This is a genomic window from Sinobaca sp. SA16-1 (genome assembly GCF_059510515.1).
Genome location: NZ_JCAKFL010000004.1, coordinates 239,854 through 266,722, shown reverse-complemented (window position 1 = coordinate 266,722; position 26,869 = coordinate 239,854). Strand labels below are relative to the sequence as shown.

28 protein-coding genes are annotated in these 26,869 nt (G+C 45.2%); 26 read left to right on the top strand and 2 right to left on the bottom strand.

Going from position 1 to position 26,869, the window contains the following annotated elements:
- Positions 1–154: 154 nt before the first annotated feature.
- The 9 genes from AC5W2J_RS13125 (at position 155) to AC5W2J_RS13085 (ending at position 7,913) form a co-directional block, all read left to right on the top strand.
- A complete protein-coding gene (locus AC5W2J_RS13125) occupies positions 155–2,560 on the top strand; it encodes a Na+/H+ antiporter subunit A (RefSeq protein ID WP_496059906.1) in 2,406 nt (801 codons plus the stop codon).
- Entirely contained in the window at positions 2,550–2,987 is a 438-nt protein-coding gene (locus tag AC5W2J_RS13120; RefSeq protein ID WP_496059905.1) for a Na(+)/H(+) antiporter subunit B, read from the top strand. Before AC5W2J_RS13125 ends, AC5W2J_RS13120 begins: the two co-directional genes overlap by 11 nt.
- Entirely contained in the window at positions 2,987–3,325 is a 339-nt protein-coding gene (locus AC5W2J_RS13115; protein ID WP_496059904.1) for a Na(+)/H(+) antiporter subunit C, read from the top strand. Before AC5W2J_RS13120 ends, AC5W2J_RS13115 begins: the two co-directional genes overlap by 1 nt.
- Positions 3,318–4,805, top strand: a complete 1,488-nt coding sequence (locus AC5W2J_RS13110; RefSeq protein ID WP_496059903.1) for a Na+/H+ antiporter subunit D — start codon at positions 3,318–3,320, stop codon at positions 4,803–4,805. Before AC5W2J_RS13115 ends, AC5W2J_RS13110 begins: the two co-directional genes overlap by 8 nt.
- 21 nt (positions 4,806–4,826) lie before the next feature.
- Positions 4,827–5,309, top strand: a complete 483-nt coding sequence (locus AC5W2J_RS13105; RefSeq protein WP_496059902.1) for a Na+/H+ antiporter subunit E — start codon at positions 4,827–4,829, stop codon at positions 5,307–5,309.
- Positions 5,309–5,593, top strand: coding sequence for a Na(+)/H(+) antiporter subunit F1 (locus tag AC5W2J_RS13100; RefSeq protein ID WP_496060095.1), 285 nt, complete (start codon positions 5,309–5,311; stop codon positions 5,591–5,593). The genes AC5W2J_RS13105 and AC5W2J_RS13100 overlap by 1 nt, the downstream gene beginning before the upstream one ends.
- Positions 5,571–5,939, top strand: a complete 369-nt coding sequence (locus tag AC5W2J_RS13095; protein ID WP_496059901.1) for a Na+/H+ antiporter subunit G — start codon at positions 5,571–5,573, stop codon at positions 5,937–5,939. Before AC5W2J_RS13100 ends, AC5W2J_RS13095 begins: the two co-directional genes overlap by 23 nt.
- 73 nt (positions 5,940–6,012) lie before the next feature.
- Positions 6,013–6,432 carry a VOC family protein gene (locus AC5W2J_RS13090; protein WP_496059900.1) on the top strand — a complete coding sequence of 140 codons (420 nt, stop codon included), beginning with the start codon at positions 6,013–6,015 and terminating at the stop codon, positions 6,430–6,432.
- A gap of 143 nt (positions 6,433–6,575) precedes the next feature.
- Positions 6,576–7,913 carry an SNIPE associated domain-containing protein gene (locus AC5W2J_RS13085; RefSeq protein WP_496059899.1) on the top strand — a complete coding sequence of 446 codons (1,338 nt, stop codon included), beginning with the start codon at positions 6,576–6,578 and terminating at the stop codon, positions 7,911–7,913.
- A 38-nt stretch (positions 7,914–7,951) separates the two neighbouring features.
- Here the strand turns inward: AC5W2J_RS13085 and AC5W2J_RS13080 are convergent, their stop codons facing one another.
- Entirely contained in the window at positions 7,952–8,236 is a 285-nt protein-coding gene (locus AC5W2J_RS13080) for a hypothetical protein (protein WP_496059898.1), read from the bottom strand.
- A gap of 418 nt (positions 8,237–8,654) precedes the next feature.
- Here AC5W2J_RS13080 and AC5W2J_RS13075 point away from each other — a divergent pair, with 418 nt between their 5' ends.
- The 17 genes from AC5W2J_RS13075 to AC5W2J_RS12995 all read left to right on the top strand — a co-directional run bounded on the left by AC5W2J_RS13075 (position 8,655) and on the right by AC5W2J_RS12995 (position 26,186).
- On the top strand, positions 8,655–9,329 hold the full coding sequence (locus tag AC5W2J_RS13075) for a futalosine hydrolase (protein WP_496059897.1): 675 nt from the start codon (positions 8,655–8,657) through the stop codon (positions 9,327–9,329).
- Positions 9,326–10,156, top strand: a complete 831-nt coding sequence (locus tag AC5W2J_RS13070; protein ID WP_496059896.1) for a 1,4-dihydroxy-6-naphtoate synthase — start codon at positions 9,326–9,328, stop codon at positions 10,154–10,156. The genes AC5W2J_RS13075 and AC5W2J_RS13070 overlap by 4 nt, the downstream gene beginning before the upstream one ends.
- A 126-nt stretch (positions 10,157–10,282) precedes the next feature.
- Complete coding sequence (locus tag AC5W2J_RS13065; RefSeq protein ID WP_496059895.1) at positions 10,283–10,990, top strand: winged helix-turn-helix domain-containing protein; 708 nt, start codon at positions 10,283–10,285, stop codon at positions 10,988–10,990.
- The gene (locus AC5W2J_RS13060; RefSeq protein WP_496059894.1) at positions 10,980–12,377 is read left to right on the top strand and encodes a sensor histidine kinase; all 1,398 of its coding nucleotides are present in this window, start codon (positions 10,980–10,982) and stop codon (positions 12,375–12,377) included. Before AC5W2J_RS13065 ends, AC5W2J_RS13060 begins: the two co-directional genes overlap by 11 nt.
- A 139-nt stretch (positions 12,378–12,516) precedes the next feature.
- Positions 12,517–13,404 (top strand): peptidylprolyl isomerase, encoded by an 888-nt coding sequence (locus tag AC5W2J_RS13055; protein ID WP_496059893.1) that lies wholly within the window; start codon positions 12,517–12,519, stop codon positions 13,402–13,404.
- A 2-nt stretch (positions 13,405–13,406) separates the two neighbouring features.
- On the top strand, positions 13,407–13,919 hold the full coding sequence (locus AC5W2J_RS13050; RefSeq protein ID WP_496059892.1) for a GTP pyrophosphokinase: 513 nt from the start codon (positions 13,407–13,409) through the stop codon (positions 13,917–13,919).
- Positions 13,920–14,037: 118 nt separating this feature from the next.
- Positions 14,038–15,255, top strand: a complete 1,218-nt coding sequence (locus tag AC5W2J_RS13045; protein WP_496059891.1) for a S1C family serine protease — start codon at positions 14,038–14,040, stop codon at positions 15,253–15,255.
- Positions 15,256–15,400: 145 nt separating this feature from the next.
- Positions 15,401–16,243, top strand: a complete 843-nt coding sequence (locus AC5W2J_RS13040) for an STAS domain-containing protein (RefSeq protein WP_496059890.1) — start codon at positions 15,401–15,403, stop codon at positions 16,241–16,243.
- A 308-nt stretch (positions 16,244–16,551) separates the two neighbouring features.
- On the top strand, positions 16,552–18,060 hold the full coding sequence (locus AC5W2J_RS13035) for a UDP-N-acetylmuramoyl-L-alanyl-D-glutamate--2,6-diaminopimelate ligase (RefSeq protein ID WP_496059889.1): 1,509 nt from the start codon (positions 16,552–16,554) through the stop codon (positions 18,058–18,060).
- A gap of 16 nt (positions 18,061–18,076) precedes the next feature.
- Entirely contained in the window at positions 18,077–18,334 is a 258-nt protein-coding gene (locus tag AC5W2J_RS13030) for a DUF4190 domain-containing protein (RefSeq protein WP_496059888.1), read from the top strand.
- Between the two features lie 75 nt (positions 18,335–18,409).
- The gene (locus AC5W2J_RS13025; RefSeq protein WP_496059887.1) at positions 18,410–19,531 is read left to right on the top strand and encodes an NADH:flavin oxidoreductase; all 1,122 of its coding nucleotides are present in this window, start codon (positions 18,410–18,412) and stop codon (positions 19,529–19,531) included.
- A gap of 172 nt (positions 19,532–19,703) precedes the next feature.
- Complete coding sequence (locus tag AC5W2J_RS13020; protein WP_496059886.1) at positions 19,704–20,759, top strand: hypothetical protein; 1,056 nt, start codon at positions 19,704–19,706, stop codon at positions 20,757–20,759.
- Positions 20,760–20,887: 128 nt separating this feature from the next.
- The gene (locus AC5W2J_RS13015) at positions 20,888–21,748 is read left to right on the top strand and encodes an alpha/beta fold hydrolase (RefSeq protein WP_496059885.1); all 861 of its coding nucleotides are present in this window, start codon (positions 20,888–20,890) and stop codon (positions 21,746–21,748) included.
- A 231-nt stretch (positions 21,749–21,979) separates the two neighbouring features.
- On the top strand, positions 21,980–22,930 hold the full coding sequence (locus AC5W2J_RS13010) for a glycosyltransferase family 2 protein (RefSeq protein WP_496059884.1): 951 nt from the start codon (positions 21,980–21,982) through the stop codon (positions 22,928–22,930).
- Entirely contained in the window at positions 22,927–23,301 is a 375-nt protein-coding gene (locus tag AC5W2J_RS13005) for a GtrA family protein (RefSeq protein ID WP_496059883.1), read from the top strand. The genes AC5W2J_RS13010 and AC5W2J_RS13005 overlap by 4 nt, the downstream gene beginning before the upstream one ends.
- Positions 23,302–23,313: 12 nt before the next feature.
- Complete coding sequence (locus AC5W2J_RS13000; protein WP_496059882.1) at positions 23,314–25,941, top strand: YfhO family protein; 2,628 nt, start codon at positions 23,314–23,316, stop codon at positions 25,939–25,941.
- A gap of 71 nt (positions 25,942–26,012) precedes the next feature.
- On the top strand, positions 26,013–26,186 hold the full coding sequence (locus tag AC5W2J_RS12995; protein ID WP_496059881.1) for a hypothetical protein: 174 nt from the start codon (positions 26,013–26,015) through the stop codon (positions 26,184–26,186).
- 19 nt (positions 26,187–26,205) lie between these two features.
- Here AC5W2J_RS12995 and AC5W2J_RS12990 read toward each other — a convergent pair whose 3' ends face one another.
- Positions 26,206–26,772 carry a M15 family metallopeptidase gene (locus AC5W2J_RS12990; protein ID WP_496059880.1) on the bottom strand — a complete coding sequence of 189 codons (567 nt, stop codon included), beginning with the start codon at positions 26,770–26,772 and terminating at the stop codon, positions 26,206–26,208.
- Positions 26,773–26,869: the final 97 nt, after the last annotated feature.

The window sequence follows — 26,869 nt, the reverse complement described above, 5'->3', positions numbered from 1 at the left end:
GGAAGCGCTCTCTTTTAAATTATATCATGATCCGAAGAAAGTTTATGTGATTATTATGTGCGAAACAGCCGGGCTTTCTTTATACTAATATATAGGAAGAAAAAAACTGAAAAATGATGGATTCTGTTGTATCCAGTGAGTAGGAGGTTACATTTTGTCCTGGCTCCATTCCGTTGTACTTTTACCCTTTTTATATGCCCTTATGATTCCTTTCCTTTACCGATATGTTTCCCGTATTCATACCGGCTGGTTTGTCCTGCCGCTGCCCCTTATTATTTTTATTGTGCTCGGAAGCTGGCTGGTAGATATCAGTGAAGGAGAGTCGATGCTCTATACGCTCTCCTGGATTCCCTCCTATGGTATTAATTTATCGTTTTATGTAGATGGACTAAGTCTGGTGTTTGGTTTTTTAATTAGTGGAATCGGCGCCCTGGTTGTTTTATATTCTATCTTTTATTTATCAAAAACGAGAGAACTGTTACATAACTTTTACGTGTATATGCTTTTGTTTATGGGAGCCATGCTCGGCGTTGTATTTTCTGACAATCTGATTGGCTTTTATTTATTCTGGGAGCTGACGAGCATTTCGTCTTTTCTTCTGATCGCCTTTTGGTACCAGCGGAAAAAATCCCGGAACGGCGCGCAGAAAGCGATGCTGATTACCGTAAGCGGCGGGTTTTCAATGCTGGTGGGTATTATCATGCTTCATTCCATGGCCGGTACATACAGTATCCGCGGTATTATCAGCCAGACCGGAGAGCTGCAGGATCATTCTATGTTTCTGCCGGCGATGATTTTTGTTTTGATCGGCGCATTTGCAAAATCCGCTCAGTTTCCTTTTCATATCTGGCTTCCGGATGCCATGGAAGCCCCCACACCTATCAGTGCGTATCTGCATTCGGCCACCATGGTAAAAGCCGGGATCTACGCCATCGCCCGCTTTACTCCGTTTTTTGGAGGAACCGGGGAATGGTTTTGGATTATTACATCGGTCGGACTGATTACCTTGTTCTGGGGCGCCATTAATGCAATGAAACAAACCGACTTAAAGGCGCTTCTCGCTTTTTCTACAATTAGTCAGCTGGGCTTAATTACATCGCTTCTCGGAATAGGCTCGCTTGCTTTAGCGGTCCAGGAGGAAGCACAAGCTGCTTTGTATACCACAGCAGTGCTGGCGGCAGTCTTTCATTTAGTAAATCACTCTACGTTTAAAGGCTGTTTATTTATGGTGATTGGCATTATTGACCATGAAACCGGGACAAGGGATACGAGAAAATTAGGCGGGTTAATGAGCCTGATGCCCATCTCGTTTACTCTTACACTGATCGGAAGCCTGGCCATGGCCGGATTACCACCGTTTAACGGGTTTTTGAGCAAAGAGCTGTTTTTTACGAGTTCTCTTTCCCTTGGGGAAGCTGGTGTGTTTTCAGCAGGAGGGGCTGGTCTGCTGATTCCGGCTGTTGCCTGGGTGGCAAGTATTTTCACTTTTGTTTACAGTATGATTCTTATTTTTCATACGTTCCGGGGGAAATACCGTCCGCGGCGTCTTGAAAAAAAACCAAAAGAAGCACCTCTTGGGATGTTGATTTCTCCTGCGGTGCTGGCAGCATTCGTCATTGGTATTTTCTTTGCACCAAACGTGCTGGTTCATTACGTACTTGAACCAATGGTGGCTTCCGTTCTGCCTGGAAATGCCGGTGACTTTTCTATCCATATTGAAGCCTGGCACGGATTTAATACCGAACTTTTCATGACCTTTGGCGTGATCGCGCTTGGAAGTATCTTATTTTGGACCTGGAACAAGTGGAAGGGTGTGTTTACTTTGTTCCCGCAGGTCTACACGCTCAATAATGCGTATGCTTCCGGCATTGTAAAAGCCGAACAAAAAGCGTATTCATTTACAAATCTTTATATGAGCGGTTTAACAAGAGACTATATTCAATATATTTTGGGAATACTTATTCTGCTTATCGGAGGAATGCTGCTGTTCTCAGACAGTATTTCCTTTCAACAGGTAGATGTATCAACGGTGGAAGTGTATGAAATGCTGCTGGCTGCAGGGCTTGTTGCAGGCGCTCTCACAGTCATGCTCGCTTCCAAAAGGCTGACGGCCATTATTGCTGTTGGGGCAGTGGGGTACTTGGTGGCCCTGTTTTTTGTCATCTTCCGCGCGCCGGATCTGGCTTTGACTCAGCTTGTAGTGGAAACAGTCTCCGTTGCTTTGTACCTTCTCTGCCTGCGGTTTCTCCCGGAATTCCGCTTCCGGGAAACGGCAAGAAGCGTACAGATTCCAAACTTAATTATTTCACTCGGTGTGGGTGTACTCATCACTTGTTTCACATTAGCTGCACAGGGAAATAAACTGTTTCCTTCTGTTTCGGTTTATTTCGAGGATTCATACGAATTGGCCGGCTCGAGCAATATGGTGAATGCTATTCTGGCTGATTTCCGCGGGTTTGATACACTGCTCGAAATTATGGTTCTCTGTATTGCCGGATTGGGCGTATATTCCTTAATCAGTCTCCGGATGATGGAAAAGGGGGATGACGGTGAAAATTAATGATGTCATTCTGCAGACCGTTACAAAGATAGTAACGTTCATTATCCTTACTTTTGCAATTTATTTGTTTTTTGCCGGACATCATAATCCGGGCGGCGGTTTTATCGGCGGGCTGGTTACTTCATCGGCTTTGATTTTAATGCTGCTGGCGTTTGATATAGATACCGTTACTCAAACGCTTCCGATTAATTATAAAGTGATTACCGGACTTGGCGTGCTCGTGTCTTTGTTAACAGGGATAGCTTCCTTTGTATTCAATGTGCCTTTTCTAAGCCAGACGCATCTGCAGTTTTATATGCCGATTGTCAACGAAGAGATAGATATTGCTACGACTATTATATTTGAAATAGGAGTGGCTATGGCGGTCGTCGGCACGACGATGACTGTGATTGTAAGCATCAGCCGCAACAAAGGGGATGAGGAATAATGGAGACTGTGATGGCCTTTGTTATTGGAATGTTTTTCAGCATCGGCACGTACTTAATACTAACGAAAAGCCTGCTCCGCATCATTTTAGGAACATCTATTATTGGGCACGGAGCACTCCTGCTGCTGCTGACTATGGGAGGATTAAAACAGGGCGAAGCTCCACTGCTTGGAATAGAGGCGGCCGCTTACGCGGACCCGCTGCCGCAGGCATTGATACTTACAGCCATTGTTATTAACTTCGGAACGACCGCCTTCTTTTTAGTGCTTGCCTACCGGGCCTATCAAGAGTTTAAGTCCGACGACATGAAGAAACTGCGGGGGACAGAGCATGAATAATATAGTAATTCTGCCTATTGTCATTCCTTTTCTAACAGGGGCTCTGCTCGTTTTGTTTCCTAAACATGTAATGATTCAGCGGCTGTTGAGTGTCCTCTCGTTTCTGGCTGTGTTGGGAACAGCGGTTCATCTGCTGCGCCAGGTCGGAGGGGAAGGCATACAAATTCTCAACCTCGGAGGCTGGGAAGCACCTTTTGGTATTGTGCTTGTAGCGGATACTTTTTCTTTGCTGCTTGTCATCACCTCCGCCATTGTGGCTTTGGGATGCCTGATTTACTCCTTTCAGTCGATTGAATGGGAGAGGGAACGTTTTTATTACTATGCCTTTATTCAATTTCTTATTACCGGTGTTAACGGTTCTTTTTTAACAGGAGACATCTTTAATTTGTTCGTATTTTTCGAGGTGATGCTGCTCGCCTCTTATGTGCTTTTGTCCCTCGGCGGCTTAAAAAAGCAGCTTCGGGCAGGTATTATGTATGTATTGATTAATATTGTTTCTTCTATGCTGTTTATCGTAGCAATTGCCTACTTATATGCGGTCACAGGAACGTTGAATATGGCACATCTCTCTGTGCGTGTAGCCGAGGCGGGGCAGCCTGATCTGCTTACCGCGATCGCGCTGCTGTTTTTAGTCATCTTTGCGGTGAAATCGGCACTGCTGTTTTTTTACTGGCTGCCCGAATCCTACAGCGCCCCGCCTGTCGCTGTTTCTGCTCTGTTTGCCGGATTGTTGACGAAAGTAGGGGTGTACGCCATTTTTCGCATGTTTACTTTGATTTTTTACCACGAACCCGGCATTACGCATAACGTTATCGCCTGGATGGCGGGCCTGACAATGATACTTGGAAGCATTGGGGCTGTGGCGTACGGTAATATCCAAAAGGTACTGGCTTACAACATTGTCATTGCGATTGGGTTTATTGCGGTGGGCATCGCCGTGTTTCAGGAAGCGGCACTCACCGGTGCTATTTACTATTTAATTCATGACATGATCGTAAAAACCCTGCTCTTTCTGCTTGGAGGCGCGATGGTCGGGCTTGTTGGGACCTACCAGTTAAAAGAAATGAGCGGGATGATTCGAAACCATCCGTACTTGGGCTGGATGTTTTTCATTGCTTCTTTTGCTTTAGTGGGAGTGCCGCCGCTCAGCGGATTTTTTGGCAAGCTGCTTGTGCTGCAGGGAACGCTGGAAACCCAGTTTTATGTACTGGGGGCCATTGGGCTGCTTTCCAGCCTGGCCGTATTGTATTCCACCATGAAGATTTTCATGAATGGATTCTGGGGAGAAAACCAGCTGAGCAAGGAGGATGAAAAAACCTCCACGCATGGGCTGCTGCTTCCCTGCACTCTGCTTATATGCGTGAGCCTGTTTCTGGGAATTGGAGTCGAATGGGTGAATCCGTACATTGCAGAAGCGGCTTCTGACTTAATGAACCCCGCCTTTTATATCGAAGCAGTGCTTGGTTCTGCTTACTCGTAATGGAAAAGGAGAGGATAGAAAATGCCGGCGCAAATACTGCTTAATATTTTGATTGCTGTTCTGTGGGCATCCTTTCAAGATGAAGAAGGCATTTATGTAACCACATTAATGACAGGCTATGCGATCGGGCTGGCGCTTATTTTCTCATTCCGCCGCTTTTTTCCAAAGGAATTTTATATGTGGAAGCTCTGGAGCATTATCAAGCTGCTGTTTATTTTTATAAGAGAGCTTATTTCGTCAAGCATTCTTGTTATTCGTCAGATCCTGCGGCCGCGCCTGAACATAACACCGGGCATTTTTAAGATGGAAACAGAACTTTCCACCGACTGGGAAATTACCTTTCTTGCGATGCTGCTGATGCTGACACCAGGTTCAGTAGTAATGGAAGTGTCAGCTGAAGGCAATGTGCTTTATATACATGCAATGGACATACCGGAATCGCAGAATAGAGTCATAGCGACCAAAAATTCGTTTGAGCAGGCTATTATGGAGGTGACCCGTTGATGTTTGATATTGCGATGACTGTCAGCCTTGTATTTTTGTCCGTTTCCATTCTTGTCGGCCTGTACCGTGTCATTATCGGCCCTTCCATGCCGGATCGGGTGATTGCGCTTGATGCGATCGGTATTAATTTAATTGCAGTGGTCGCTGTACTCTCCGTTACTTTTCGAACGAGTGCCTATTTGGAAATTATTCTGCTGATGGGGATTATTGCCTTTATCGGAACCGTCGCCTTTTCCAAATACATTGAAAGGGGGATTATCATTGAGTCCAGACGCGGTGATTGAAACAATTGTAGCCCTTCTTCTGCTTATTGGAACCACGCTTGCTCTGCTCAGTGCGATCGGTATTCTCCGCCTCCCTGACGTGTATACCCGGTCCCACGCCGGCACGAAGAGTGCCACGCTAGGCGTATTGTGTACGCTGCTCGGCACTTTCATTTTTTTCGCCGGCATGGAGAACTTTGTCAGCGTCCGTTTGATATTAGGAATTTTTTTCGTGTTTTTAACAGCTCCGGTAGCCGGTCATCTTATGTGCCGGGCCGCTTACCGTTCCGGTGTGCCGATGTCGAGCCGAAGCGTCCGGGATGAATTGAAAGAGGTTCTCCCCGTAGAAAAAGAAGAACAGCGTTGAACGGCGAAAGGAATCAGATCGCCGGCGTAGAATAAATACTATAATAAATAAAACACAGAAAGCGGGGACTGAAATGAGTATGCAGGCAGAACGGATTTTTGTTAACCTTCCAGTAAAAGACTTACAGAAATCGATCGACTTTTTCTCGGGAATCGGGTTTGAATTTAATCCTCAATTTACAGATGAAAATGCCACGTGCATGATAATCAGTGAAACGATTTTTGCTATGCTTTTGACAGAACCTTTTTTTCAAACGTTTACGAAAAAAGAGATCACCGACACCTCCCGGAGCATAGAGGCTATAACAGCTCTGCAGGTGGACAGCAGGGATAAGGTGGATGAAATCATCCGCAGCGCGGTCCAGGCCGGCGGAACATCCCCGCAGGATCCGGCAGAGCAGGGATTTATGTATGGAGCGAGTTTTGAAGACCTGGACGGCCACCTATGGGAAGTAATGTATATGGATGAAAGCGCAGCTGATCCAGAAGGCTGAAACGGGGAAGGTGCTGCCGGATTCTGCAGCATCTTTTTTTTATGTTCTGCCCGGAAAAGAAACCATCGTTCGTTTCTTCCGCTTGCTCTGGTACTGTGATAAGCTAGAAAACAGTTACGTATTTTTTTGAAAAGAGGGATCATATGGGAAGCTACGATACGCTTCTAACAATTTTTACAAAAGAAGTGAAACGGGAAAACGAACGTCTCACTGCCAGCTGTTACGGATGGTGCCGTTCTGAACTTTCAGGGCCTCAGGAATTTCCAGGCGCTTTTATCGTCACGAACGAACGAGCTATGTTTTTAAATAAAAAGTATAAGCCGGAAGAGTCTATCACATTTGATTACAAAGAAATAAAAAATATAAAGCTGCTGGATGAGCGGAAGTTTGGATTTGAATCCGGGGCTTACAGCATTACGCTTAGAGATATTAAACAGGCGAAAGCCGGTGACGTAGCAGCGGAGCTTTCCAATCAGCTTCAGCAATTTCAGGCAGAAGCAGAAGAAACCGAACTTGAAGAAAAAGAAGACCTGCAGACGCAGGTTCCGTTTGCGTATGTACCATTTACGTATCAAGATCAATGGTGGTATTCCACCTGGTTTATTACGGTGTTGGGTATTCTCGCTGTTCCTACGCTTTTTCTAAGCGGTGTAGCTGCTATTATTTTAGCGAATGTGCAGAAAAATAAACGATTGACGATTACCCACCATTATCAGGAGATGAATAAAGAGTTAAACAAGCGGTTCCAAGAAAAAGTGCTTCAGCTTGAAAATGAATTCTCCGACAAAAGAAAGCTGTACGAACACGATATGGCGCAGCGGACTGGAGAAATGGCTGCGCTGGACAGAACGATTGAATCGAAAAACCAGGAAATGACTAAGCTGTGGGATCAGCAGAATTCTTTTGGGGACCAGATGGAATCGCTACAGAAATCAAAGCGTCATCTGGAAGAAGAACATGAGCAGCTCGGCATGAAAGTCATGGAGCTTGCCGAAACAGCAAGTATCACGGAAGGCTACCGGAAGCTGAAAGAAGAAGTGAATCTTCAGGACGTTCATGCGTTTGAACGAGCCTTTGATTTTAAAGAAGCGGATGAGTACCGCACTCTTTACCACAGCTGGAAAAAACAGCAGCGTGATATGATTACGGAAGACCGTGCTGTACTGATCCATGAAGGCGCCTTTGACGCTTCAGAGGAAGAAGAAGTACCGGCTTCCCACGTGAATATGAAAAAAATGATGCTGCGTGCGTTTAACGAAGAATGTGAGCTTACGATTACCACCCTGGTGGAAGGTCAGTTTGAAACAGCGACTAAACGTATTCATAAAGCATTTGACCAGATTAATATGCTGGCTCTGCCTTTTGGTATGGAAATTACGATGGAGTATTTGGATGCAAAAATTGCTGAGTTAAACGTCTGCTATGAAATGCTGGCAGCGACCGGGGAAAAAGATATTTTATTAAAGGAAAAAGCAAAATAAGCAGAGACGGCCCCGCGGCCGTGTCTGCTTATTTTTTTTCAGATAGGTTCGTCCAGTCGCTGCAGGGAAGGCGGCTCCTCTTTGTTTCCAAGCACGAGAAAGGTTGCTTCTTCTCCGGGGGCCAGGTCACAGGTGAATACGTCCGAGCCCCCGGCTTCTTTTTTTACCTGTAGGTGGTGTACCCCAGGTTCTACTGTGTAAGACAGCTTCTGATTCCGTTTGATTCGTCCGGTTTCCTTTTCATCAATCAGTAATTGAAATCCACGCAGAACCGCGTAACGTTCTTTTCGGCGGACAAATGTAACAGTTGAGGATGCTTTCATTTGCTTACCCCCTTCGTATGGATGGATAGAAAAAAGGTTTTTTCTATCGTATCACATTCTGCATGCCCCATAGTCATTATTTGGAAAGACTTTCTGCTGAAATTGTTGAAAAAGAACGAAGAAAGTAACGGCACCGCTATATTTGTTGAGAGCAGCATGATCTTCTATTCGTACCATTTATACTGTTGTATTTCTTGTTCATTCTGGCAGTCCTACTAGCCAATCTATTCTACTATGCATTACACTGAATATAATCGTACGAATGGTGTGAATGGAAAAGGAGATAGGATGATGAATTTCCCTATAAATAAAGACAGANTCTTGTTCATTCTGGCAGTCCTACTAGCCAATCTATTCTACTATGCATTACACTGAATATAATCGTACGAATGGTGTGAATGGAAAAGGAGATAGGATGATGAATTTCCCTATAAATAAAGACAGAGATTACCATATTCTTGTCGTTACGTCTGTTTCGGCTGAAAAAGACGCTGTTCTCAGAGGTCTCAATGCGTCAAGCAGCTTTGATGTAGTGACAGCAGGAGTCGGCGCGGCCGCGGCGGCGGCCGCTACAGCCGCCGCTTTGGTCCGAACCCGCTACGATCTTGTTGTAAGTGCAGGCATTGGCGGAGGATTTGAGGGACACGCGGAAGTAGGTTCCCTCGTCATTGCTAATGAAATTATCGCAGCTGATCTGGGAGCGGAAACAGAAACGGGTTTTCAGACGATTAAGGAAATAGGCATGGGGCCGGATCGCGTGCTCGTGGATGAAGGGAAAATAGAGATTGTGAAGCGTGCGCTTCGTTCTTCAGGTCTTGTGATCAACATCGGGCCTGTGCTGACACTGTCTACCGTCACCGGGACAGCCCATACAGCAGAAAGGCTGTCCCGGCAGGTTCCGGGAGCAGCAGCAGAAGCGATGGAAGGATTTGGTGTCGCTACAGCTGCAGAAATGTTTGGCGTGGATTCGATGGAAATTCGGGCTATATCCAACGTTGTGGGTCCGCGTGACCGCTCGGCCTGGCGAATCAATGAGGCGCTTGAGACACTTGAAGCTGCCAGTTCTATATTATCGGAGGTGCTGATTGAATGAATATAGCTTATTCTCCATGCCCCAATGATACATTCGTGTTTCATGCCTTGGCGCATGGCTTAATAGAAGGAGCCCCCGACCTGGAGGTTCAATACGCAGATATTGATATTACCAATACATTAGCAGCCAAAGGAGAAGGCCCGGAAGTAATGAAAATTTCCTTTGCGGCACTTCCTTACGTTCTGGACGACTATGCGCTTATTCCCTGCGGTGGCGCACTCGGACGAGGCTGCGGACCGCTGATTCTGTCAGCAGACGGGAAAAAACCGGAAGAACTGGGAGGCAAAATTGTAGCGGTGCCAAGCGAACGCTCTACAGCGTATATGCTTTTCCGTTTTTGGGCCAAGCAGATGATGCCGGACAGCCTGCCTGTCATTAAGGTGATGCCGTTTGACGATATTATGCCGGCTGTACAGGAAGGACGTGTGGACGCAGGCCTGGTGATTCACGAAGCGCGGTTTACTTATCAGAACTATAATCTGCATATGATGGAAGACTTGGGAGACTGGTGGGAAAAAGACACCGGCCTTCCTATCCCGCTTGGTGCTATTATTGCGAAACGTTCGCTTGATACAGACAAAATAACGGAATGGGTACGGGCTTCGGTCGATTATGCCTGGAAGCATCCAGAGTCATCAAAGGACTATGTGATGGAGCATGCCCAGGAAATGTCTACAGACGTAGCCGAATCGCATATTGATTTATATGTGAATGAATTTACACGTGATCTTGGAGAAGACGGCTTTGCCGCGGTGGAATCTCTACTGACTCGTGCAGCAGCGGAAGATATTGTTCCTGCTTTTGATTTTTCCAAATTAAGAAAATAACTGCTGATATGCAGGGACAGCCGGATTTTTCGGCTGTCTTTTTCTATGTCCCGGCTTATTTTCCCGGGCAGGCTTATGGTATTATGCTTATACCTTTACAAATACAGATAATGGATGGTGCCTCTGATGAAAATTTTAGTCGTTGAAGATAATGCGAGCGTTCGTTCCATGCTGGATATGTTTTTTTCCAAAGAAGGGATTACAGGAACCTTTGCAGAAGACGGCCTGAAGGGATACGAGCTGTATAAGCAGGGAGAATGGGACCTGCTTATTCTGGACTGGATGCTTCCCGGTATGGACGGCGTGACGCTCTGCCGGAAGATCAGACAGGAAAAGGGGAGTGTGCCGATTATTATGCTTACGGCTAAAGACAGTGAATCCGAGCAGGTGATCGGCTTTGAAATGGGTGCCGATGATTATGTCACAAAGCCGTTCAGCCCGCTTGCCCTGATGGCACGGATACGAGCGGTTACAAGACGAACAGCGGGTGTGACGGAAGAAGCGGAAGATGATCATATTATTACGTCGCGTTATTTTAAAATAAATGACCGTACGAGAGAAGTATTCTATAAAGAGACGCCGGTGCTGCATTTAACCCCAAAAGAATTTGATCTGCTGCATTTTTTAATAAAGAATCCAAGACAAGTGTTTACGAGAGAGCAGCTGCTCGAGCAGGTGTGGGGCTATCAGTTTTACGGGGATGAGCGCACGGTGGATGTGCATATTAAAAGGCTGCGCAAGAAAATTGAGAGCGAAGAACACACGATTTTCCATACCGTCTGGGGTGTAGGCTATAAATTTGAAGAAACGGAAACTGTGTCTCATGAAGATTAGGTATATGTACCAGCTGTTGGCAAGTCATCTGGGCGTATCGATTCTGGCACTTCTGCTTCTTGGTCTGCTGTTTGTCAATTTCGTGGAGGAATTTGTGTATCAGGATAAAGTAGATGAACTGACGGCCTACGGAGAAGATATTTTAACAGATCTGGACAGCGGCGTCAGTCCGGCATCTCTCTCGCCATATAGTGAAGTGCTGCGCGTGCAGAACATTAATTTCAGCGTGTTTGATAATGAAGGAAGGGTGCTTTATCCGGAAGCGGGCAGCTTTCCCAACCCCCAGTTGACGGATGAGGAGTGGTCCCGTATTCAAAATGGGGAGCTCGTCGAAGAAACGCGTGATGCAGGACGCTTTGACCAGACGGTCTCCCTTGTCGTGCTGCCTTTTTTTGAAAATGGAGATTTCTCCGGCGGCGTGCTGCTCGTCTCCCCTATCAGCAGCTCTGCAGAAATCATCGCCCAGATCAATCAGTACCTGCTTTACACAGCGCTGATTGCGCTCGTAGGGGCGCTGCTTCTCAGCTACCTGCTGTCCAGGTTTCATGTCAATCGGATCCAGCGGCTTCGAAACGCTACGTCTTCTATTGCGGAAGGAAATTATGATGTAGACGTTCCTTCGTCTGATTTTGATGAAATTGGAGAACTTGCCAGTGATTTTCAGGAAATGGCCGCTGATTTAAAGCGTTCCAACGCTGAAATAGAAAGCCTGGAAAACCGGCGCCGCCAGTTTATTGCCGACGTTTCGCATGAAATGAGAACGCCGCTTACGACAATTAAAGGAGTGATCGGCGGACTGGAGAGCGGCATGATTGAAGAAGGACAGAAAGAAAAAGGGCTGCGTTTGATCAATGAAGAAACAAAACGGCTGATCCGGCTCGTAAATGAAAACCTGGATTATGAGAGAATTCGTTCGAACCAGCTGGTGCTGCAGAAAGAGGCGGTGCAGCTCGAAGAAGTATTCGAAATTATTAAGGAGCATTTAATCCCTCAGGCCGAAGAAAAGCAGAATCAGATTATTATTGAAGCAGATCCTCATGTCACGGTGTCTGCTGATTACGACAGGCTTACCCAAATTTTGATGAACATTACAAAAAACAGCATTCAATTTACAGAAAAAGGTACGGTGTGGCTCCGTGCCCGGGAAGAAGAATCGGAAACGGTACTGGAGATTGAAGATACCGGAGAGGGCATTGATCCGGAAAAAATTAAAACAATCTGGCGCCGTTTCTATAAAGCGGATATCTCAAGAGCCAACGTAACATTTGGGGAGTTCGGGCTCGGCCTTTCCATTGTAAAGCGTCTTGTGGAGCTGCATGAAGGAACAATTGAAGTAAAAAGTGAAAAAGGGAGGGGAACGATCTTTACCGTCCGTTTTCCTAAGTAAAGCCGTAAAACCGCAGGGGAGTTCCCCTGCGGTTTTTTAAAGTTTCTTTGTTCTTTCATAGTCTGTTCATAGTTTATTCATAATTCCCGATTATGCTGGAAGAGTATCCAGAACAGACAAAAAGAAAGAGGCGTTCAATATGTTTAAAAAAGGAAAAAAGAGATATTTTATTGGGCTGGTTATTGCAGCGGCTGTAATAGGGCTTTTAATTACAGGGTTCAGCCGCAGCGATGCGGTAGCTGAAGTCGGCGATGAGACGATTACAAAAGATGAGCTGTACGATGAAATGGCTGCCTCTTCCGGAGAAGCAGCGCTGGATACGATCATTACAGAAAAAGTAGTTGACGCCGAAGCCAAAAAAGCTGAAGTGAAGGTCACGCAGAAAGAAATTGATGAAGAAAAAGCAACACTGGAAGAGTCCTACGGCGGAGCAGAAGGACTGGAATCGGCTGTATCCCAGAGCGGCCTTAAGATGGAAGATCTGGAAGAACAGATAAAGACGACGTTGAAAGTCGAAAAGCTGATGGAAGCAGATATTTCCGTCTCAGATGAAGAAATTGAAACATACTATGAAGAAAACAAAGACTCGCTCGGCGAGCCGGCGCAGGTAGAAGCCGGCCATATCCTGACAGAAGACAAAGAAACAGCGGAAGAAGTAAAAGCAAAGCTTGATGAAGGAGACGAATTTGCAGAGCTGGCCAAAGAATATTCGACCGACACGGCTTCGGCTGAAAATGACGGGGAGCTGGGATTTTTCGGCAAGGGAGAAATGGCGGAAGCATTTGAGGAAGCTGCCTTTGCCATGAAGAAAGATGAAATAAGTGAGCCGGTGGAAACGGAATACGGTTTCCATATCATCCACGTCACCGATAAAAAAGAAGCAGAGGAACCGACTCTTGAAAACAGCAGAGCGGAGATCAAAGAAACACTGAAAGACCAGAAGCTTGATGCAAATTACACGACCTGGCTGGAAGAAACAAAAGAAAAATACGATATAAAAAATTCCTTAGCAGATGAGCAGGAATAAAGATGCAGACCAAGGCAAACAGCTGGGAGATCTGCTTGATGAAAAGGCGATTCGCCCTCTGTGAGATGGAAACGCGACTGCACATTCTAAACGAAGAATTTACAGTGCTGCACGAGCATAATCCAATTGATCATATGGTGTCGAGAATCAAATCACAACAGGCCATTGAAGAAAAGCTTACACGAAAAGGATTTCCGGTCACGGAGGCGATGGCGGAAAACCATATTCGGGATATAGCCGGACTGCGTATTGTCTGCTCGTTTACAGATGATGTCTACCATATCAGCCGTCTTATTGAAGATCAGGCAGACCTTCTTCTTATGCAGAAAAAGGATTATATCGAAAATCCGAAGCCAAACGGCTGCCAGAGCCTCCACTTAATAGTGGAAGTGCCGGTAAACCGTACAACTACCAGCAGATCCGGACGATGGCAATGGATGTATGGGCCAGCCTCGAACACAAGATGTACTATAAGTTCCGCCATGATGTGCCCAAGTACCTGCAGGAAAACCTAAAAGAGTCTGCCCGGACCTTGTATGAGCTTGATGAAAAAATGAATACCCTAAAAAAAGAAATCAATATGTTTCACGCGCTGCCATCGATTCGAATATAAAACAAAAGGAGGCATGACCAATGGGATACTATAAAGAAAAAACAGAAGGTACGTCGGACAAAAAAACAAAAAGAGGCTACTTTTTATCAAGTCTCTCCGGGCTGGTGGCCGGAGCGGTTATTATGATGGCTGCAGGCCCGCAGATAAGCGGAACGGATGGAAGCGGGAGTGGAGCTGATGCACAGACAAGCGGACAGACTGCTGCAGAAACGGTTTCTTACGATGTGAATTCGGATGTGACCGAGGCTGTGGATAAAACGAGCGATGCCATTGTAGGGGTGACTAATCTTCAGGCTGCCGCAGCTCAAAACGGTTTATACGAAGAGAACACGAACGCCGCCGAAGAGACGGAACAGGAAGCAGGAACAGGATCAGGGGTTGTTTATAAAAAAGACAGTGGAGAAGCTTACGTGGTGACCAACAACCACGTGGTCGAAGGCGCTGATCAGGTGGAAATTACGCTCGCAGACGGAACCAAAAAAGAAGCAGAAGTACTGGGGGAAGATGTCTGGACCGATCTGGCTGTGCTTAAAGTAGATGGAAGTGGTGTTGATACGGTGGCAGAATTTGGAGATTCGTCCGTACTGAAATCCGGGGAACCTGTCATTGCTATTGGCAATCCGCTTGGAGAACAGTTTTCCGGATCGGTTACAACAGGTGTAGTCTCCGGAACAGAGCGTTCCATCCCAATCGATGTAAATGAAGACGGCACCGCAGATTGGCAGTCAGAAGTCATTCAGACCGATGCAGCTATTAATCCAGGTAACAGCGGAGGGGCTTTGATCAACTCCCAGGGGCAGGTAATCGGAATTAATTCCATGAAGATTGCCCAGGAAGCGACGGAAGGAATCGGCCTGGCCATTCCAATCAACAGCGCCCAGCCAATTATTAATGACCTCGAATCAAACGGAGAAGTGAAACGCCCTGCGTTAGGCGTAGCGCTGCTTGATTTAACCTCCCTCCCCCAGCAGTACCAGCAGCAGCTTAATCTTCCGGAAAACAGGACTACAGGAGCCGTGGTGCAGTCGGTGGAGCCTGGTTCTGCTGCAGAATCAGCTGGAATTGAAGAACTTGATGTGATCATGGGTGTGGATGACGAAGAAGTAGCCAGTATGTCAGAACTCCGCCAGTACGTATATACGAATAAAAATATCGGGGATAACTTAAACGTAACGGTCATTAGAGAAGGAAAAGAAAAACAGCTGACGCTGACCCTGGACAGAGGAGAGCAGCTCTAATAGAGAAAGGACAAATGACGTTAATGTCATTTGTCCTTTATTATTGGACTATATGACTGCCGGCACTTATGTAATGCATATAATTTATGATAAGCTGGTACAATGAAAATTACGTAACAGAAAAAGTAATGCGAGGTAGGTATACGTGAAGGAAAAAACAGCTAAAAATTACGACCAGCTTCTGCACGATTATTTATTATCTCATTCCAGTCAGTTAAGCGAAGAATGGTATGATTCGATAGATGATAGTGATCCCTCATCCATTTACGCCTCTAATGATCCGGAAACAACAAAAAAACTAAAAGAAATGAATACTACATTCATTCAGCAGTTTGTTGAAATATTTAATACGGAAGAAGAAGAATTTTATGAGAAATTTGAAAAGAAGTTTGCAGATACAGTAAAAGAAGAGGAATATGTCAATACACCGCTTATTACACTGCAAAGAGAATTCTCACGCTACCGGGACATGGTGCTGGGATATATTAAATCCTTTGTTAAAAGCCATCACGGGGAAGTCTCCCAGGATGAACTTCTCGCCTGGAATGAAAAAGTGACCAAAGCTTTTGATTTTACGATACAAATGTTCATGCGTGAAGCGATTCAAAAAACAGATCAGCAGCTAAAAGAGCAGGAAGACGTCATTAATGAACTCAGCTCCCCGGTTATTGTTCTGAAAAAGCATCAGGCGCTTCTGCCGCTGATCGGCAATATTGATGCAGCCAGAAGTGAGATTATTGCAGAAAAGACGCTGGAAGAATGCCGGCAGAAAGATATTGAGCATTTATTTATCGACCTGTCCGGTGTGCTCAGCATAGATCAGTTTGTTGCACAGAAAGTGATGGATTTGTCTCACGCTTTAAAGCTGATCGGTATTGAAACGATTCTTTCCGGGATGCGTCCGGAAATTGCCCAGAAATCGGTAAACCTGGGGATCTCATTTAAAGAGGTCCGGGTCGTAACGAATTTGAATGACGCGTTATTTTAGAAATAGAGGGCAGAAAGAAACAGCTGTCTCTATCGATAGGTAAAAAGGCTGCGCCCTTGGACGCAGCCTTTTTTAGATTGTCGAGACATTATTCTATTATATAATCTTTTTAATAAAGAGAATTATTTTACTTATTATGCCAAATAAAACAAAGGCTGTTAATGATAATGGGTGTAAGTTGAAAAAAATGTGTCCGGCGGGGTACACTTTACTCGATCTTATTACTTGCCTGTATTTTCCTGCAGGGGGAAAAAGGAAAAACAGGCTCTTGTATAAATGGCGAATAAAGATAGAGAGCAGGCCAATGAATGTATATACAGTTCCCCGGAAACCATATATTCGATTACATCAAGGTGTTCGGCAAAGAAGACGGCGAGGTTACTTCTATAGTATTTGATTCCCGGAAGTCCCAGAAAGGCGCTGTTTTTTTCTGCATGAAAGGGTTTAACGAAAACGGAGAAACCTTTATTGAGGAAGCGCTAAACAAAGGGTGCACAGTGGTTGTAAGTCAGAACGGGCAACGAATGAAAGATTTAAGTATACGCTATCCCGATCTTACATTTATCGAAGTATTGAATACGAGAACAGCGGCAGCCCAATTTTCCGCCGCATTTTATAACAACAGTTACCGTTCTTTATTCTTAATGGGAGTAACAGGCACGAACGGAAAAACGACAGTGGCCTCTTATATACGCTCGATCTTTAATGCGCTGGGGAAACCTGCCGGAATGATTGGCACGAACGGCATCTGGTCTTCCAGGGAAAAGCTGGCGTTTCGGGGGAGTACCCCGACGACTCCGGAGGCGCCTGATCTGCACCGGATCTTCTCTGAATATGTAAAAAAGGGAGAAGAGGCGGCTGTGATGGAAGTGTCTTCTATTGCGCTTGATCAAAAAAGGGTGGAGGGGCTTCTATTTGATGTCGCCGTGCATACGAATTTGTCGCCGGAACATATGGAATACCACAAAACGTTTGAAAACTACCGAGAGGCTAAGCTGAAATTATTTAAACAGGCTGATAAAGCCGTAGTGAACGCAGACGATGTATTAGGGGCGGAAATTCTTTCTGTGTTTCCGGGCAGCGTATTAACGTACAGCCTCGACCGGGAAGTGCCGGCAGATATACATGCATATGCCCTTACGCCATCTGATGCGGGAACGAGTGCAATAATAGAAATGAACGGAAAAACTCATAACGTTTTTCTGCCGGTGTTTGGAGAATACAATGCAGCCAACGTACTCGCTGCGGTCTGTACAGCGCTGCACGGCGGATATGCGCTAAACCGTGTACTGGAAGCAGCGGAAAAAATAGAACCGGTGGAGGGCAGGTTTCAAGTAGTATGGGGGAAGCAAAAGCAGAAAATCATTATAGACTATGCCCATACGCCAACGGCAATGGATCAGCTTTTAAAGGAAGCGGAAAAGCAGAACGGTCGGCGGATTATATTAATGCTGATGGGAATAGGAATACGTGATTTTTCCAAAATGCCCCGAATGGCAGAAACAGCTGAGGGTAGAGCGGAGCATATTGTCGTTTCTGTAGATCATCCGGGTGAGCATGAGCCACAGGTGATCATAGACAAAGTGCTTTCCGGGTTTAAACATCCTGATGATCCTTCCATTCATACCGCCCCCACTAGAAAAGAAGCCGTTCAGAAAGCATTGTCTCTTTCAGAAGAAGGGGATATAGTTTTGTTGACGAGCGGTTGTATAAATGGGGCGCAGATTGTAAAAGGACAGTCCATTCCCCATTCAGATGAACAGGTGATTGAAGACTATTTTGCAGAGAGCGGCTGTAATCAGCAGTACTCTATATAAAAGGAGACAGCAGCATATGGCACAAGAAGCAGAAGTAAACAGAGACGCTATTGTAGCAATGGTATTTGGCATTTTATCTTTATTTGCACCGGTTATTGGTATTATTTTTGGGGTGATGGCCATTATCTTTGGGAAAAACGCCCGGAAAAAAATAAAAGCAGCCCAGGAAAAAGGCATGGCGATGGCTGTTACAGGAATTGTGTCCGGTATCGGCGGCATTTTATTTTCCCTTTATCTCATTACGTTTATGATTGTTCTCGTCGTTCAGGCATAAAGAAATGTTTATAAATAGATCTGTATAGGGTATAGCGATTACCATAACTAACTATAAATAAGCAGGGTGATAAAAATGGACAAGTTTGATAACAATTTATTTAAACAGGGAAATATAAGCAATCACATTTTTAAGAATCGTTACATGGTCGGTCCCATGACGAGAGTCAGTTCGGAAGCAGACGGTACGCCCAACGATCGGGTGCACCAGTATTACGTTCGTTATGCGAAAGGCGGATTTTCCGCAGTGATAACAGAAGGAACTTATCCGGATACAGCGTACAGCCAGGGCTATGAAAATCAGGCAGGCATTGCCACGGAAAAGCACAGAGATGCCTGGAAGCCTATCGTAGAGGATATAAAAAGAAACGGTTCAAAAGCGATTGTTCAGCTTATGCATGCAGGAGCGCAGTCGCAGGGCAGCTACTATAAGGACGAAACGATTGCGCCGTCTCCTTACGATCCGAATGCAGAAAAAGTCGGTGCCTACGGCGGAGAAGGAATGTTTCAGCAGGCACGCGAAATGACGCAGGCAGACATTGATGAAGCAAAGCGCGGATTTGTCCAGGCTTCTATTTATGCCGCAGAAGCCGGATTTGACGGCATCGAACTTCATGGGGCAAACGGCTATCTGCTGGATCAATTTTTGTCAGAAGGTATAAATAAGCGCACCGATAAGTATGGCGGCAGTGTAGAAAAGCGACTGACTTTCCTGCTGGAACTTATTAAAGAAGTAAGAGAAGCGATTGGAGATGATATGGTGCTTGGTATCCGTATCTCCCAAATCAAAGTAGTCAATCCAAACCATAAATGGTCGGGTGGAGAAAAAGAAGCCGAAACTATTTTCGGGATAATCGGCCGGTCTGAAGTGGACTACATTCACATTTCCGATGACGATGCAGCCGAATCCGGTTTTGGCGAAGGAACAATGACTATGGCAGCAGCGGCAAAAGCCTTCGGCGGCGTTCCTGTTATTACAGCAGGGAATCTGGCAGATCCAGATAAGGCGGCCGGCATGATTGACCGGGGAGAATGTGACTATGTGGCCGTTGCAAGAGCTGCTCTCGCCAATCCGGATGCTCCTAACCGGATTCAAAAAGGAAAGTCTCTTGATGACTTTAACCCTGATGAAATTATGAGTCCAAAAGCATATGTGAAAGACACCGAGCTTTCCAGAGAAATGATTCCAAACGAATAAAGTAAGGCTTCCGCTGCGGCGGAAGCTTTTTTTATAGTGAAAAGGCAGGATGGCTTATTTACACGGGGAAAGAAAGAAAATAAAATACAGAGGTGCAGCAAAGCATGTTGCATGCAGGGGATTTAAGGGTATAAAAGAAAAGAATACTAAGAGAGAACAAGGCGGGAGAGAAATGATAAGAAAGAAAAAAGCTGCGGCTTTTACCGGTGGGATGCTAAGCATTATTATGCTGCCGTTTATTATAATGTTTTCTATTAACGCAATAGTCGATCCGCTTTGGTTTTTTAATCATGAAAACCGGCTGAATGAAGTCCAGGAAGATTTTGACGAAAGACAGCAGAAAATCAATCGTGTGGCTTTTGCCGGGGAAGAATTTGATACTCTGCTTATTGGCAGCAGCCGTGTCACCTATATAAATCAGCAGGAGTTCGGGGATGAGGATGTATTCAATATGTCCTCCGGGCATATGAGCCATAAGGAATACGGCCCCTATCTGGAATATGTGGAAGAGAAAAGAGGAGAGCCGCTCGACAAAGTGTATATAGGGTTTGATTTTTTTGCGACGTCTGAGAATAAGGGAGTAACCGATCCGGCACCATTTATAGAAAACGCGCAGGACCGGCTGTATCCTCTAAAAGCTTATTTATCAAGAGATATGCTGGAACAATCTTTTAAAAATGCATCAGCCTCTTTAAATGACGAACCTTTTCATCGGAGCTATGACCGCAGTAATGCAGGGACGACAGAAAAGCTGGGATTGGAAGAAACACAGGAACGAATTGAAGAAAAAGATCAGGATTTTGAAGACGTAACGTATGATGAACAAACATATTCCTATGATGAAAATTTCAAGGAGGAAATGCAGCAGCTGCGGGAGGCGCATCCGGATACAGAATTCACAGCGTTTACCACACCGGTGACGGAAGACTTGTTTCGCACGATGCAGCAGGAGGGACGAGAAGAAGACTACGAACAGTGGCTTCATGACATCACCGATGTATTCGGGGAAGTAGAACATTTTATGTATGTGAATTCTGTGACGGGAAATCCTGATTATTTCTATGATGCCCATCATTATTACCAGACGCTCGGTGATTTAATGGCACATCGTATGGCCGGCGTAGAGAACGATGAGCTTCCCGATGATTTCGGTATTCGTTTTAACGAGGATAACATTGATGAGCAGATCAGCTCTTTAAAGCAGAACGACTGGGAGCTGCAAAACTAAAAGGAATAGAACATGGTTTCATAAGCGCAGGAAAAGGCCCTTCCGGCAGAGGGAACTCCAATTGCAAGTTTACGCCTTTAACCAGAGGGAATATAAAAGAAATAACCAGCAAAAGGGAGGCTGACATTATGGCAGATATCACTTTTGAATATATAGAAACAAATGGCATACTTCTTCATACAGCGACGGCAGGCCCTGACGATGGCGAATTGGTCGTTCTGCTCCATGGATTCCCGGAATTCTGGTATGGGTGGAAACATCAAATAAACATGCTGGCAGAGCTTGGCTATAGAGTGATTGCCCCGGATCAGAGAGGGTACAATCTAAGCGATAAACCTTCGGGCGTGGAAAATTATACATTAAATAAACTGCGGGACGATATTATCGGCTTGATCAAGCATCATAATCAAAATAAAGCAATTATTATCGGGCACGACTGGGGCGGTGCTGTCGGGTGGCATTTAGCCGCGACACGTCCTGAATATGTAGAAAAGCTTATTCCTATTAATATCCCGCATCCGGCCGTTATGCCAAGAGTGCTTGCTACAGAACCACAGCAGTGGATTAAAAGCTCTTACATGCTTTTTTTCCAAATGGCAGAAGCACCGGAGAAAGCGCTTCGCGCCAACGACTTTCTAGCAATGAAAAAAGCACTGCTTAAAACCAGCCGGCCGGACGTGTTCTCGCCTGAGGATATAAAAAAATATAAAGAAGCGTGGAGTCAGCCGTGGGCATTGACGACGATGCTTAACTGGTACCGGTCTCTTTCCAAGTCTACAAAATTGCAGGGGACAGATAACAATGTACCTGTGCCCGTACAGATTATCTGGGGTGCCGATGATACGTTTTTATCCAAAAATCTCCCGAAGGAAAGTCTTAAACTGTGCCTGGATGGAAAATTTGTTCTTGTGGAAGAAGCGACACACTGGGTTCATCATGAACAACCTGAAATTGTAAATAGAGTGATTAAGGATTTTCTGGCAGAGTAGCATAACAGCTGACCGGCTGAAGCCGGCCGGCTTTCTTTATGCAGGAAGCAGAGAATTACATAATTTCACATAGCTTTTCCATGGCTCTTTTGAAACTAAACGAGCCGTCTTCTGGTATATTATATTATCGGTATGATTCTTTTATGCCGGTCGATCCAGGCATGATTGTAAGAAAGCAGAAACTAAGTTCAAGAAGATAAAAAAGAGATAAATGTAATTGGAGGAGCAGCTATGAGCGGTTTGCAGCCAACCGTTTCCTTTATTATACCTGCGTATAATGAAGCGGAAAACGTACCGTTAATTCATGAAGAGTTACGGAAAGAATTTGAATCACTGAACTATCAATACGAAATTGTTTATATAGATGATGGAAGCAGTGATAATACGCTGCAGGTATTGCAGGAGCTGGCCGCTGCTTTTGAAGAGGTGTGCTACATCTCCTTTACGAGAAATTTTGGTAAAGAAGCAGCGTTAATTGCCGGTCTGGAGCATGCTAAAGGAGAAGCCGTCATTATTATTGATGCCGATCTGCAGCATCCGGTGTCACTGATTCCGGATATGCTTAAAGGATATGAAGAAGGATATGACCAGGTCATTGCCCAGCGCAATAGAACAGGCGATTCTAAAGTACGTACCGGTCTTTCCAATCTTTATTATTTATTAATGAATAAGCTGGTGGATGTAGACTTAAAAAATGGCATTGGCGATTTCCGGTTGTTAAGCCGCCGCGCGGTGGATTCCATGCTGGAACTAAAAGAAGGCAATCGTTTTTCCAAAGGTCTGTTTTCGTGGATTGGGTACGACCAGAAGATTATCCACTATGAAAACGTGCAGCGCCAGCAGGGGGAAACAAAATGGTCCATGTCGAACCTGGTCAACTATGGAATCGATGGAATGATTTCCTTTAATCATAAACCGCTGCGCATCTGTTTGTATGTGGGCTTGTTTATCCTGATGCTCTCACTCGTGTATATTACGATTATGTTTGTACAGGTTTTCCGGCAGGGCGTCAGCGTGCCGGGATATTTCACGACGATCTCAGCCGTATTGTTTCTGGGAGGGCTGCATTTATTCAGCCTGGGCGTAATAGGCGAATATATTGGCCGTATTTACTATGAAGCCAAGCAGCGGCCGCACTATCTTGTCCAGGAGACAAATACTACGAGGAGAAATAAGAAATGAAGCGGTTTAACACGGAATTCACTCGTTTTGTACTTGTCGGCGGCATGAATACATTTAATTATTATGTTGTATTTTTAGTCTGCCACAATCTTTTGTCTTTACATTATATGGTGTCACACATTCTTGGTTTTCTTGTCAGCTTGGTAATTTCCTTTTTTCTCAATACGTATTTCACGTACCGGGTTAAGCCGACACTGTCGAAATTTCTGCAGTTTCCGATTACTCAATTTGTCAATGTAGCTGTGTCTTCGACGCTTGTATTTGTTTTTGTGGAATGGCTTCAGCTGAACAGTAACGCAGCCCCGCTGTTCGCTGTGATTTTCACTATCCCTATTACATTTATTGTTACTGGAAAAATACTAAAAAAATAACGGTGGGCCTCTATGACTAACAAAAGAAAAATCATTATTCTTATTGCCGCGGCCTTTGCCGCTGCATTCTTCTCCCATTTTTTCTTCCTAAGAGAATGGTGGAACGACAGCTACATGCTTGGACCAAATGACGGTCTGAATCAAATAGCACCTTTTAAGGCGCTGTTGTATAACGAATACACAAGCGGAAATTTCTTTTATTCCTTTTCCTTTGGAATGGGAGCAGGAATATACAGTCAGCTCGGCTATTACTACTCTACCAATTTGGTATACCTTTTTTCGGCAGCCGTTGTTTTTGTACTTGATACGATAGGAATCATTGATTCGCCGGATGCGCTGTTCTGGGCCCAGGCGAACGTATGGATAAGCGTTATACGGGTCACCGTCATTATTCTGATCACGACGGCGGTCTTCCGCTACATGAGAATCCAGACAGTCCCAGCTTTTGTGGGGGCTTCTTTATATGCAATCAGCGCTATTTACTTCCGCCACGTGGTTTTTTGGGAATTTTTTGCGGATGCCCTATTATGGGTTCCGCTTCTCGTTTTAGGAGTAGAAAAAATCATCCGGGAAAAGCAGCCGGCCTGGTTTGTGGTGGCTGTTGCGCTGACGGTCTTCTCTAACTTCTACTTTGCCTATATTAATCTTATTTTTATTGGTATTTATATTCTGGCCAGATGGCTGATCCGGCTTGAAAAGAAAGAAGCACCGCTTAAAAAGCAGTTTAAGCACTACACGCTCGGCGGACTGCTCGGTTTTGGTATGGGATCCCCGGGCTTTATTCCGGCGGCTTATGGGTATCTTAACAACCATCGGCCGCCTTATGAAGACAGCATAGCGCTATTTGATTTTTCCGACAACATTTTATTTACAAGTTTGACACTGCTGCTGCCTACTGTTTTTTTACTTTTTGTATGGATAGGAGCGTTTTATAAAAATAAACTGTTTCTGTTATTTACGTCGATTAGTCTGCTGCTGATCATCCTGCACTTCAGCCCGCTTGCCGGCAGTTTATTTAACGGCTTTTCCGCACCAAGAAACCGTTTTGAGTACCTTGCTGGCTTCACAATAGGCGGCATGACCGCAGTTGGCCTGCAGCTGCTGACTAAAGTGAAAAAAAGCCGTCTGCTGACGGCAGGCATTTTGGCTATGGTGATGTATGCATTCATGTATGTAACAGGGGATGTAGCAGATAATGATACGAACCAGGGTATGTTGGTACTTATTCAGGCTGCAGTCATAGCGGTAGTATTTGTGCTGTTTGGCTGGTTCCGCAATCCGGTTCTTGGCTACACGCTGCTCGCGGTTATTATGATCGGCAACATTCTCGTGCTGAACAACCATCAGCGCATTGAATTTCACGAAGGCAATAATGTAGATCAGGTGACCCGTGAATATATGCTGAGCGGAGACTATATGAATGAAGAACAGATTGAACTGATTGACCGTCTCCAGGCCCGGGATGAAACGACGATGCCCCGGCTTGACTGGAGAGGGGAAGACGAAAGAAACAATATTCCTTTTATTCAAGGTTTTCACGGGACAAGTGCGTATTCCAGTATCCAGAATCAGACTATGTTGTTTTTGTATTATGAAGACCTGGAAATTGATATGGAAAGTGAAAGCGTCAGCCGTTATTCCGGTTTTGGGGACCGGGCGAATTTATACAGCGAGCTTCGCGGAAAGTATGTAATGCATGCGAAAGAGGAAGAAGATGAAGTCGTGCCGTATGGTTTTGAAGAATACATGGAAAGCGACAACTATGTAATCTATGAAAATACGAACATTCTGCCTTTTGTGCAGACGTCGAGTACGATTTATGATAGGGAAGAAGCATTAAACCGTTCAATTCCCGAACGCGAACAGGCCATGCTCTCAGGTATTGTACTGGAAAATCCGGATGAGTCTGCCGAGGTTCCCAACAACAGCCCTGATATTCTGGAACAAGCAGAAGTCGTGCCGGTTAACGGCGAGTACAATGAGGGGCAGCTGACTGTCACAGAAGAAGAAGGCGGTCTGGATATTGTACTTGGAGAAGAATCGGAGGCATGGGAAGATCTCTATGTATCCTTTTATCTGGAGCAAAACGATCACGCGGCCCCTGGTTACCCGCTCGATGTGAATGAGTTTCAGACAGACCGTAAATCGCATACTTCTTTATACCGGACGGATGTAAATGACATTACGATCCGTGTAGAGAGTGCAGATACTGTTTCCATCCGCATGCCGGAAGGAAGCTATACGCTGGAAAACCTCGGACTGGCCGGCGAAACCTATGAAACGCTTGAACAGGCTGTATCTTCTGAAACCCATGAAGATGAAGAGGTTACCATAGATGGAAATCGTATGGAGCTTGCATTTGATAATACAGAAAATCACACGCATCTGACGCTTCCGGTTCCTCATGAGCTGGGATGGAATGTTAAAGTGAACGGAGAAACCCGGGACGTGCTAGAGTCAAATTTTGCTTTTCTTGGTACAGAAATTGAACCCGGTGAAAATACCATTGAATTTGTTTATTACCCGCCGTTTTTCCGAATCTGCTTTATCGTGTCCCTTGCTGCTTTTATTATTACAGCGTTTTGGGGAATCTATAAATGGAAACAAAAACAGAACAGTAAAGAACCTTTCCGCTATTGAGTGGAAAGGTTTTTGTCTGTTCCCAAAAGAGAGTATACTGGATGGAGGACGCACAAATAGGAGGGAATTCCATGTGGAAAAATGCCCAGCATATGGCGTGGTTTATTGCGGGACTTGTTGTAATATTGAGCATCTTCCGTCCGGGCTACGTCAATTATTTATGGATGGTTCTCATCGTTGTGATTGCTCTGGTCATTCAAGTGCTCTACTGGTACAAAGAAGGACGGTATGAAGAGAACACTTAGTCAAAAAAACGGAGAGGTATTACAAAGCGTCTTCCGCCCGCTGCAGATCGCTGATATTCCAGCCGTAGCTCTGCTGAAAGTGCGGATAGTCCGTGAAGCCCTGCCAGTCTCCCCCCCATTCCAGCCCAAGGTCTTTTCCTATCTCTCCGACTTCCTTATAGTCTGCAGTGCCGCTGTCGTTTCCATCCCTCTCTATATCCCAGTGAACTTCTCCATTTTCATCAAGTACAGCAAAGTCAAAGGCAAGACCATAATTATGATAGGATTCTCCTCCGCGGGCCCCTGTTACTATCTGACCGGGTTCGGTTCGGCCCTGCGCATACAGCGCCTCCTGCTCTTCTTCGGTACGGTACTCCTCTGTAATAACGATATCTATTCCTCTTGCTCCTGCCCGGCGTATTACGCGGTCTCTTTTTTCTTCCACACTCGGGTGCAGTCCATTTAATTCTATAATCTCTTCAGCTGAGACTTCAGGTTGAAAAGGATTTTCCGTCATTTCCATCAGGTCAGTGTTATCAACAAAGAACAGCACAGCTAATATGAAGACACCTGTCCACATAATAGTTAAGCCAAAACTCCATTTCACTCTACATAAATCCTTTCCTTATAAACTTCCTTGAATATATAATGATTTTTCCTTTTCTGTCAACAAAAGCAATAGTCGCTGGGAACAGAGGCCGGAT

Bases quoted from the DNA above. Each gene is read 5' to 3' on its own strand.
- AC5W2J_RS13115 (WP_496059904.1), top strand. From the start codon at position 2,987: ATGGAGACTGTGATGGCCTTTGTTATTGGAATGTTTTTCAGCATCGGC.
- AC5W2J_RS13110 (WP_496059903.1), top strand. From the start codon at position 3,318: ATGAATAATATAGTAATTCTGCCTATTGTCATTCCTTTTCTAACAGGG.
- AC5W2J_RS13105 (WP_496059902.1), top strand. From the start codon at position 4,827: ATGCCGGCGCAAATACTGCTTAATATTTTGATTGCTGTTCTGTGGGCA.
- AC5W2J_RS13100 (WP_496060095.1), top strand. From the start codon at position 5,309: ATGTTTGATATTGCGATGACTGTCAGCCTTGTATTTTTGTCCGTTTCC.
- AC5W2J_RS13090 (WP_496059900.1), top strand. From the start codon at position 6,013: ATGAGTATGCAGGCAGAACGGATTTTTGTTAACCTTCCAGTAAAAGAC.
- AC5W2J_RS13085 (WP_496059899.1), top strand. From the start codon at position 6,576: ATGGGAAGCTACGATACGCTTCTAACAATTTTTACAAAAGAAGTGAAA.
- AC5W2J_RS13080 (WP_496059898.1), bottom strand. From the start codon at position 8,236: ATGAAAGCATCCTCAACTGTTACATTTGTCCGCCGAAAAGAACGTTAC.
- AC5W2J_RS13075 (WP_496059897.1), top strand. From the start codon at position 8,655: ATGAATTTCCCTATAAATAAAGACAGAGATTACCATATTCTTGTCGTT.
- AC5W2J_RS13070 (WP_496059896.1), top strand. From the start codon at position 9,326: ATGAATATAGCTTATTCTCCATGCCCCAATGATACATTCGTGTTTCAT.
- AC5W2J_RS13065 (WP_496059895.1), top strand. From the start codon at position 10,283: ATGAAAATTTTAGTCGTTGAAGATAATGCGAGCGTTCGTTCCATGCTG.
- AC5W2J_RS13060 (WP_496059894.1), top strand. From the start codon at position 10,980: ATGAAGATTAGGTATATGTACCAGCTGTTGGCAAGTCATCTGGGCGTA.
- AC5W2J_RS13055 (WP_496059893.1), top strand. From the start codon at position 12,517: ATGTTTAAAAAAGGAAAAAAGAGATATTTTATTGGGCTGGTTATTGCA.
- AC5W2J_RS13050 (WP_496059892.1), top strand. From the start codon at position 13,407: ATGCAGACCAAGGCAAACAGCTGGGAGATCTGCTTGATGAAAAGGCGA.
- AC5W2J_RS13045 (WP_496059891.1), top strand. From the start codon at position 14,038: ATGGGATACTATAAAGAAAAAACAGAAGGTACGTCGGACAAAAAAACA.
- AC5W2J_RS13035 (WP_496059889.1), top strand. From the start codon at position 16,552: ATGTATATACAGTTCCCCGGAAACCATATATTCGATTACATCAAGGTG.
- AC5W2J_RS13030 (WP_496059888.1), top strand. From the start codon at position 18,077: ATGGCACAAGAAGCAGAAGTAAACAGAGACGCTATTGTAGCAATGGTA.
- AC5W2J_RS13025 (WP_496059887.1), top strand. From the start codon at position 18,410: ATGGACAAGTTTGATAACAATTTATTTAAACAGGGAAATATAAGCAAT.
- AC5W2J_RS13020 (WP_496059886.1), top strand. From the start codon at position 19,704: ATGATAAGAAAGAAAAAAGCTGCGGCTTTTACCGGTGGGATGCTAAGC.
- AC5W2J_RS13015 (WP_496059885.1), top strand. From the start codon at position 20,888: ATGGCAGATATCACTTTTGAATATATAGAAACAAATGGCATACTTCTT.
- AC5W2J_RS13010 (WP_496059884.1), top strand. From the start codon at position 21,980: ATGAGCGGTTTGCAGCCAACCGTTTCCTTTATTATACCTGCGTATAAT.
- AC5W2J_RS13005 (WP_496059883.1), top strand. From the start codon at position 22,927: ATGAAGCGGTTTAACACGGAATTCACTCGTTTTGTACTTGTCGGCGGC.
- AC5W2J_RS13000 (WP_496059882.1), top strand. From the start codon at position 23,314: ATGACTAACAAAAGAAAAATCATTATTCTTATTGCCGCGGCCTTTGCC.
- AC5W2J_RS12995 (WP_496059881.1), top strand. From the start codon at position 26,013: ATGTGGAAAAATGCCCAGCATATGGCGTGGTTTATTGCGGGACTTGTT.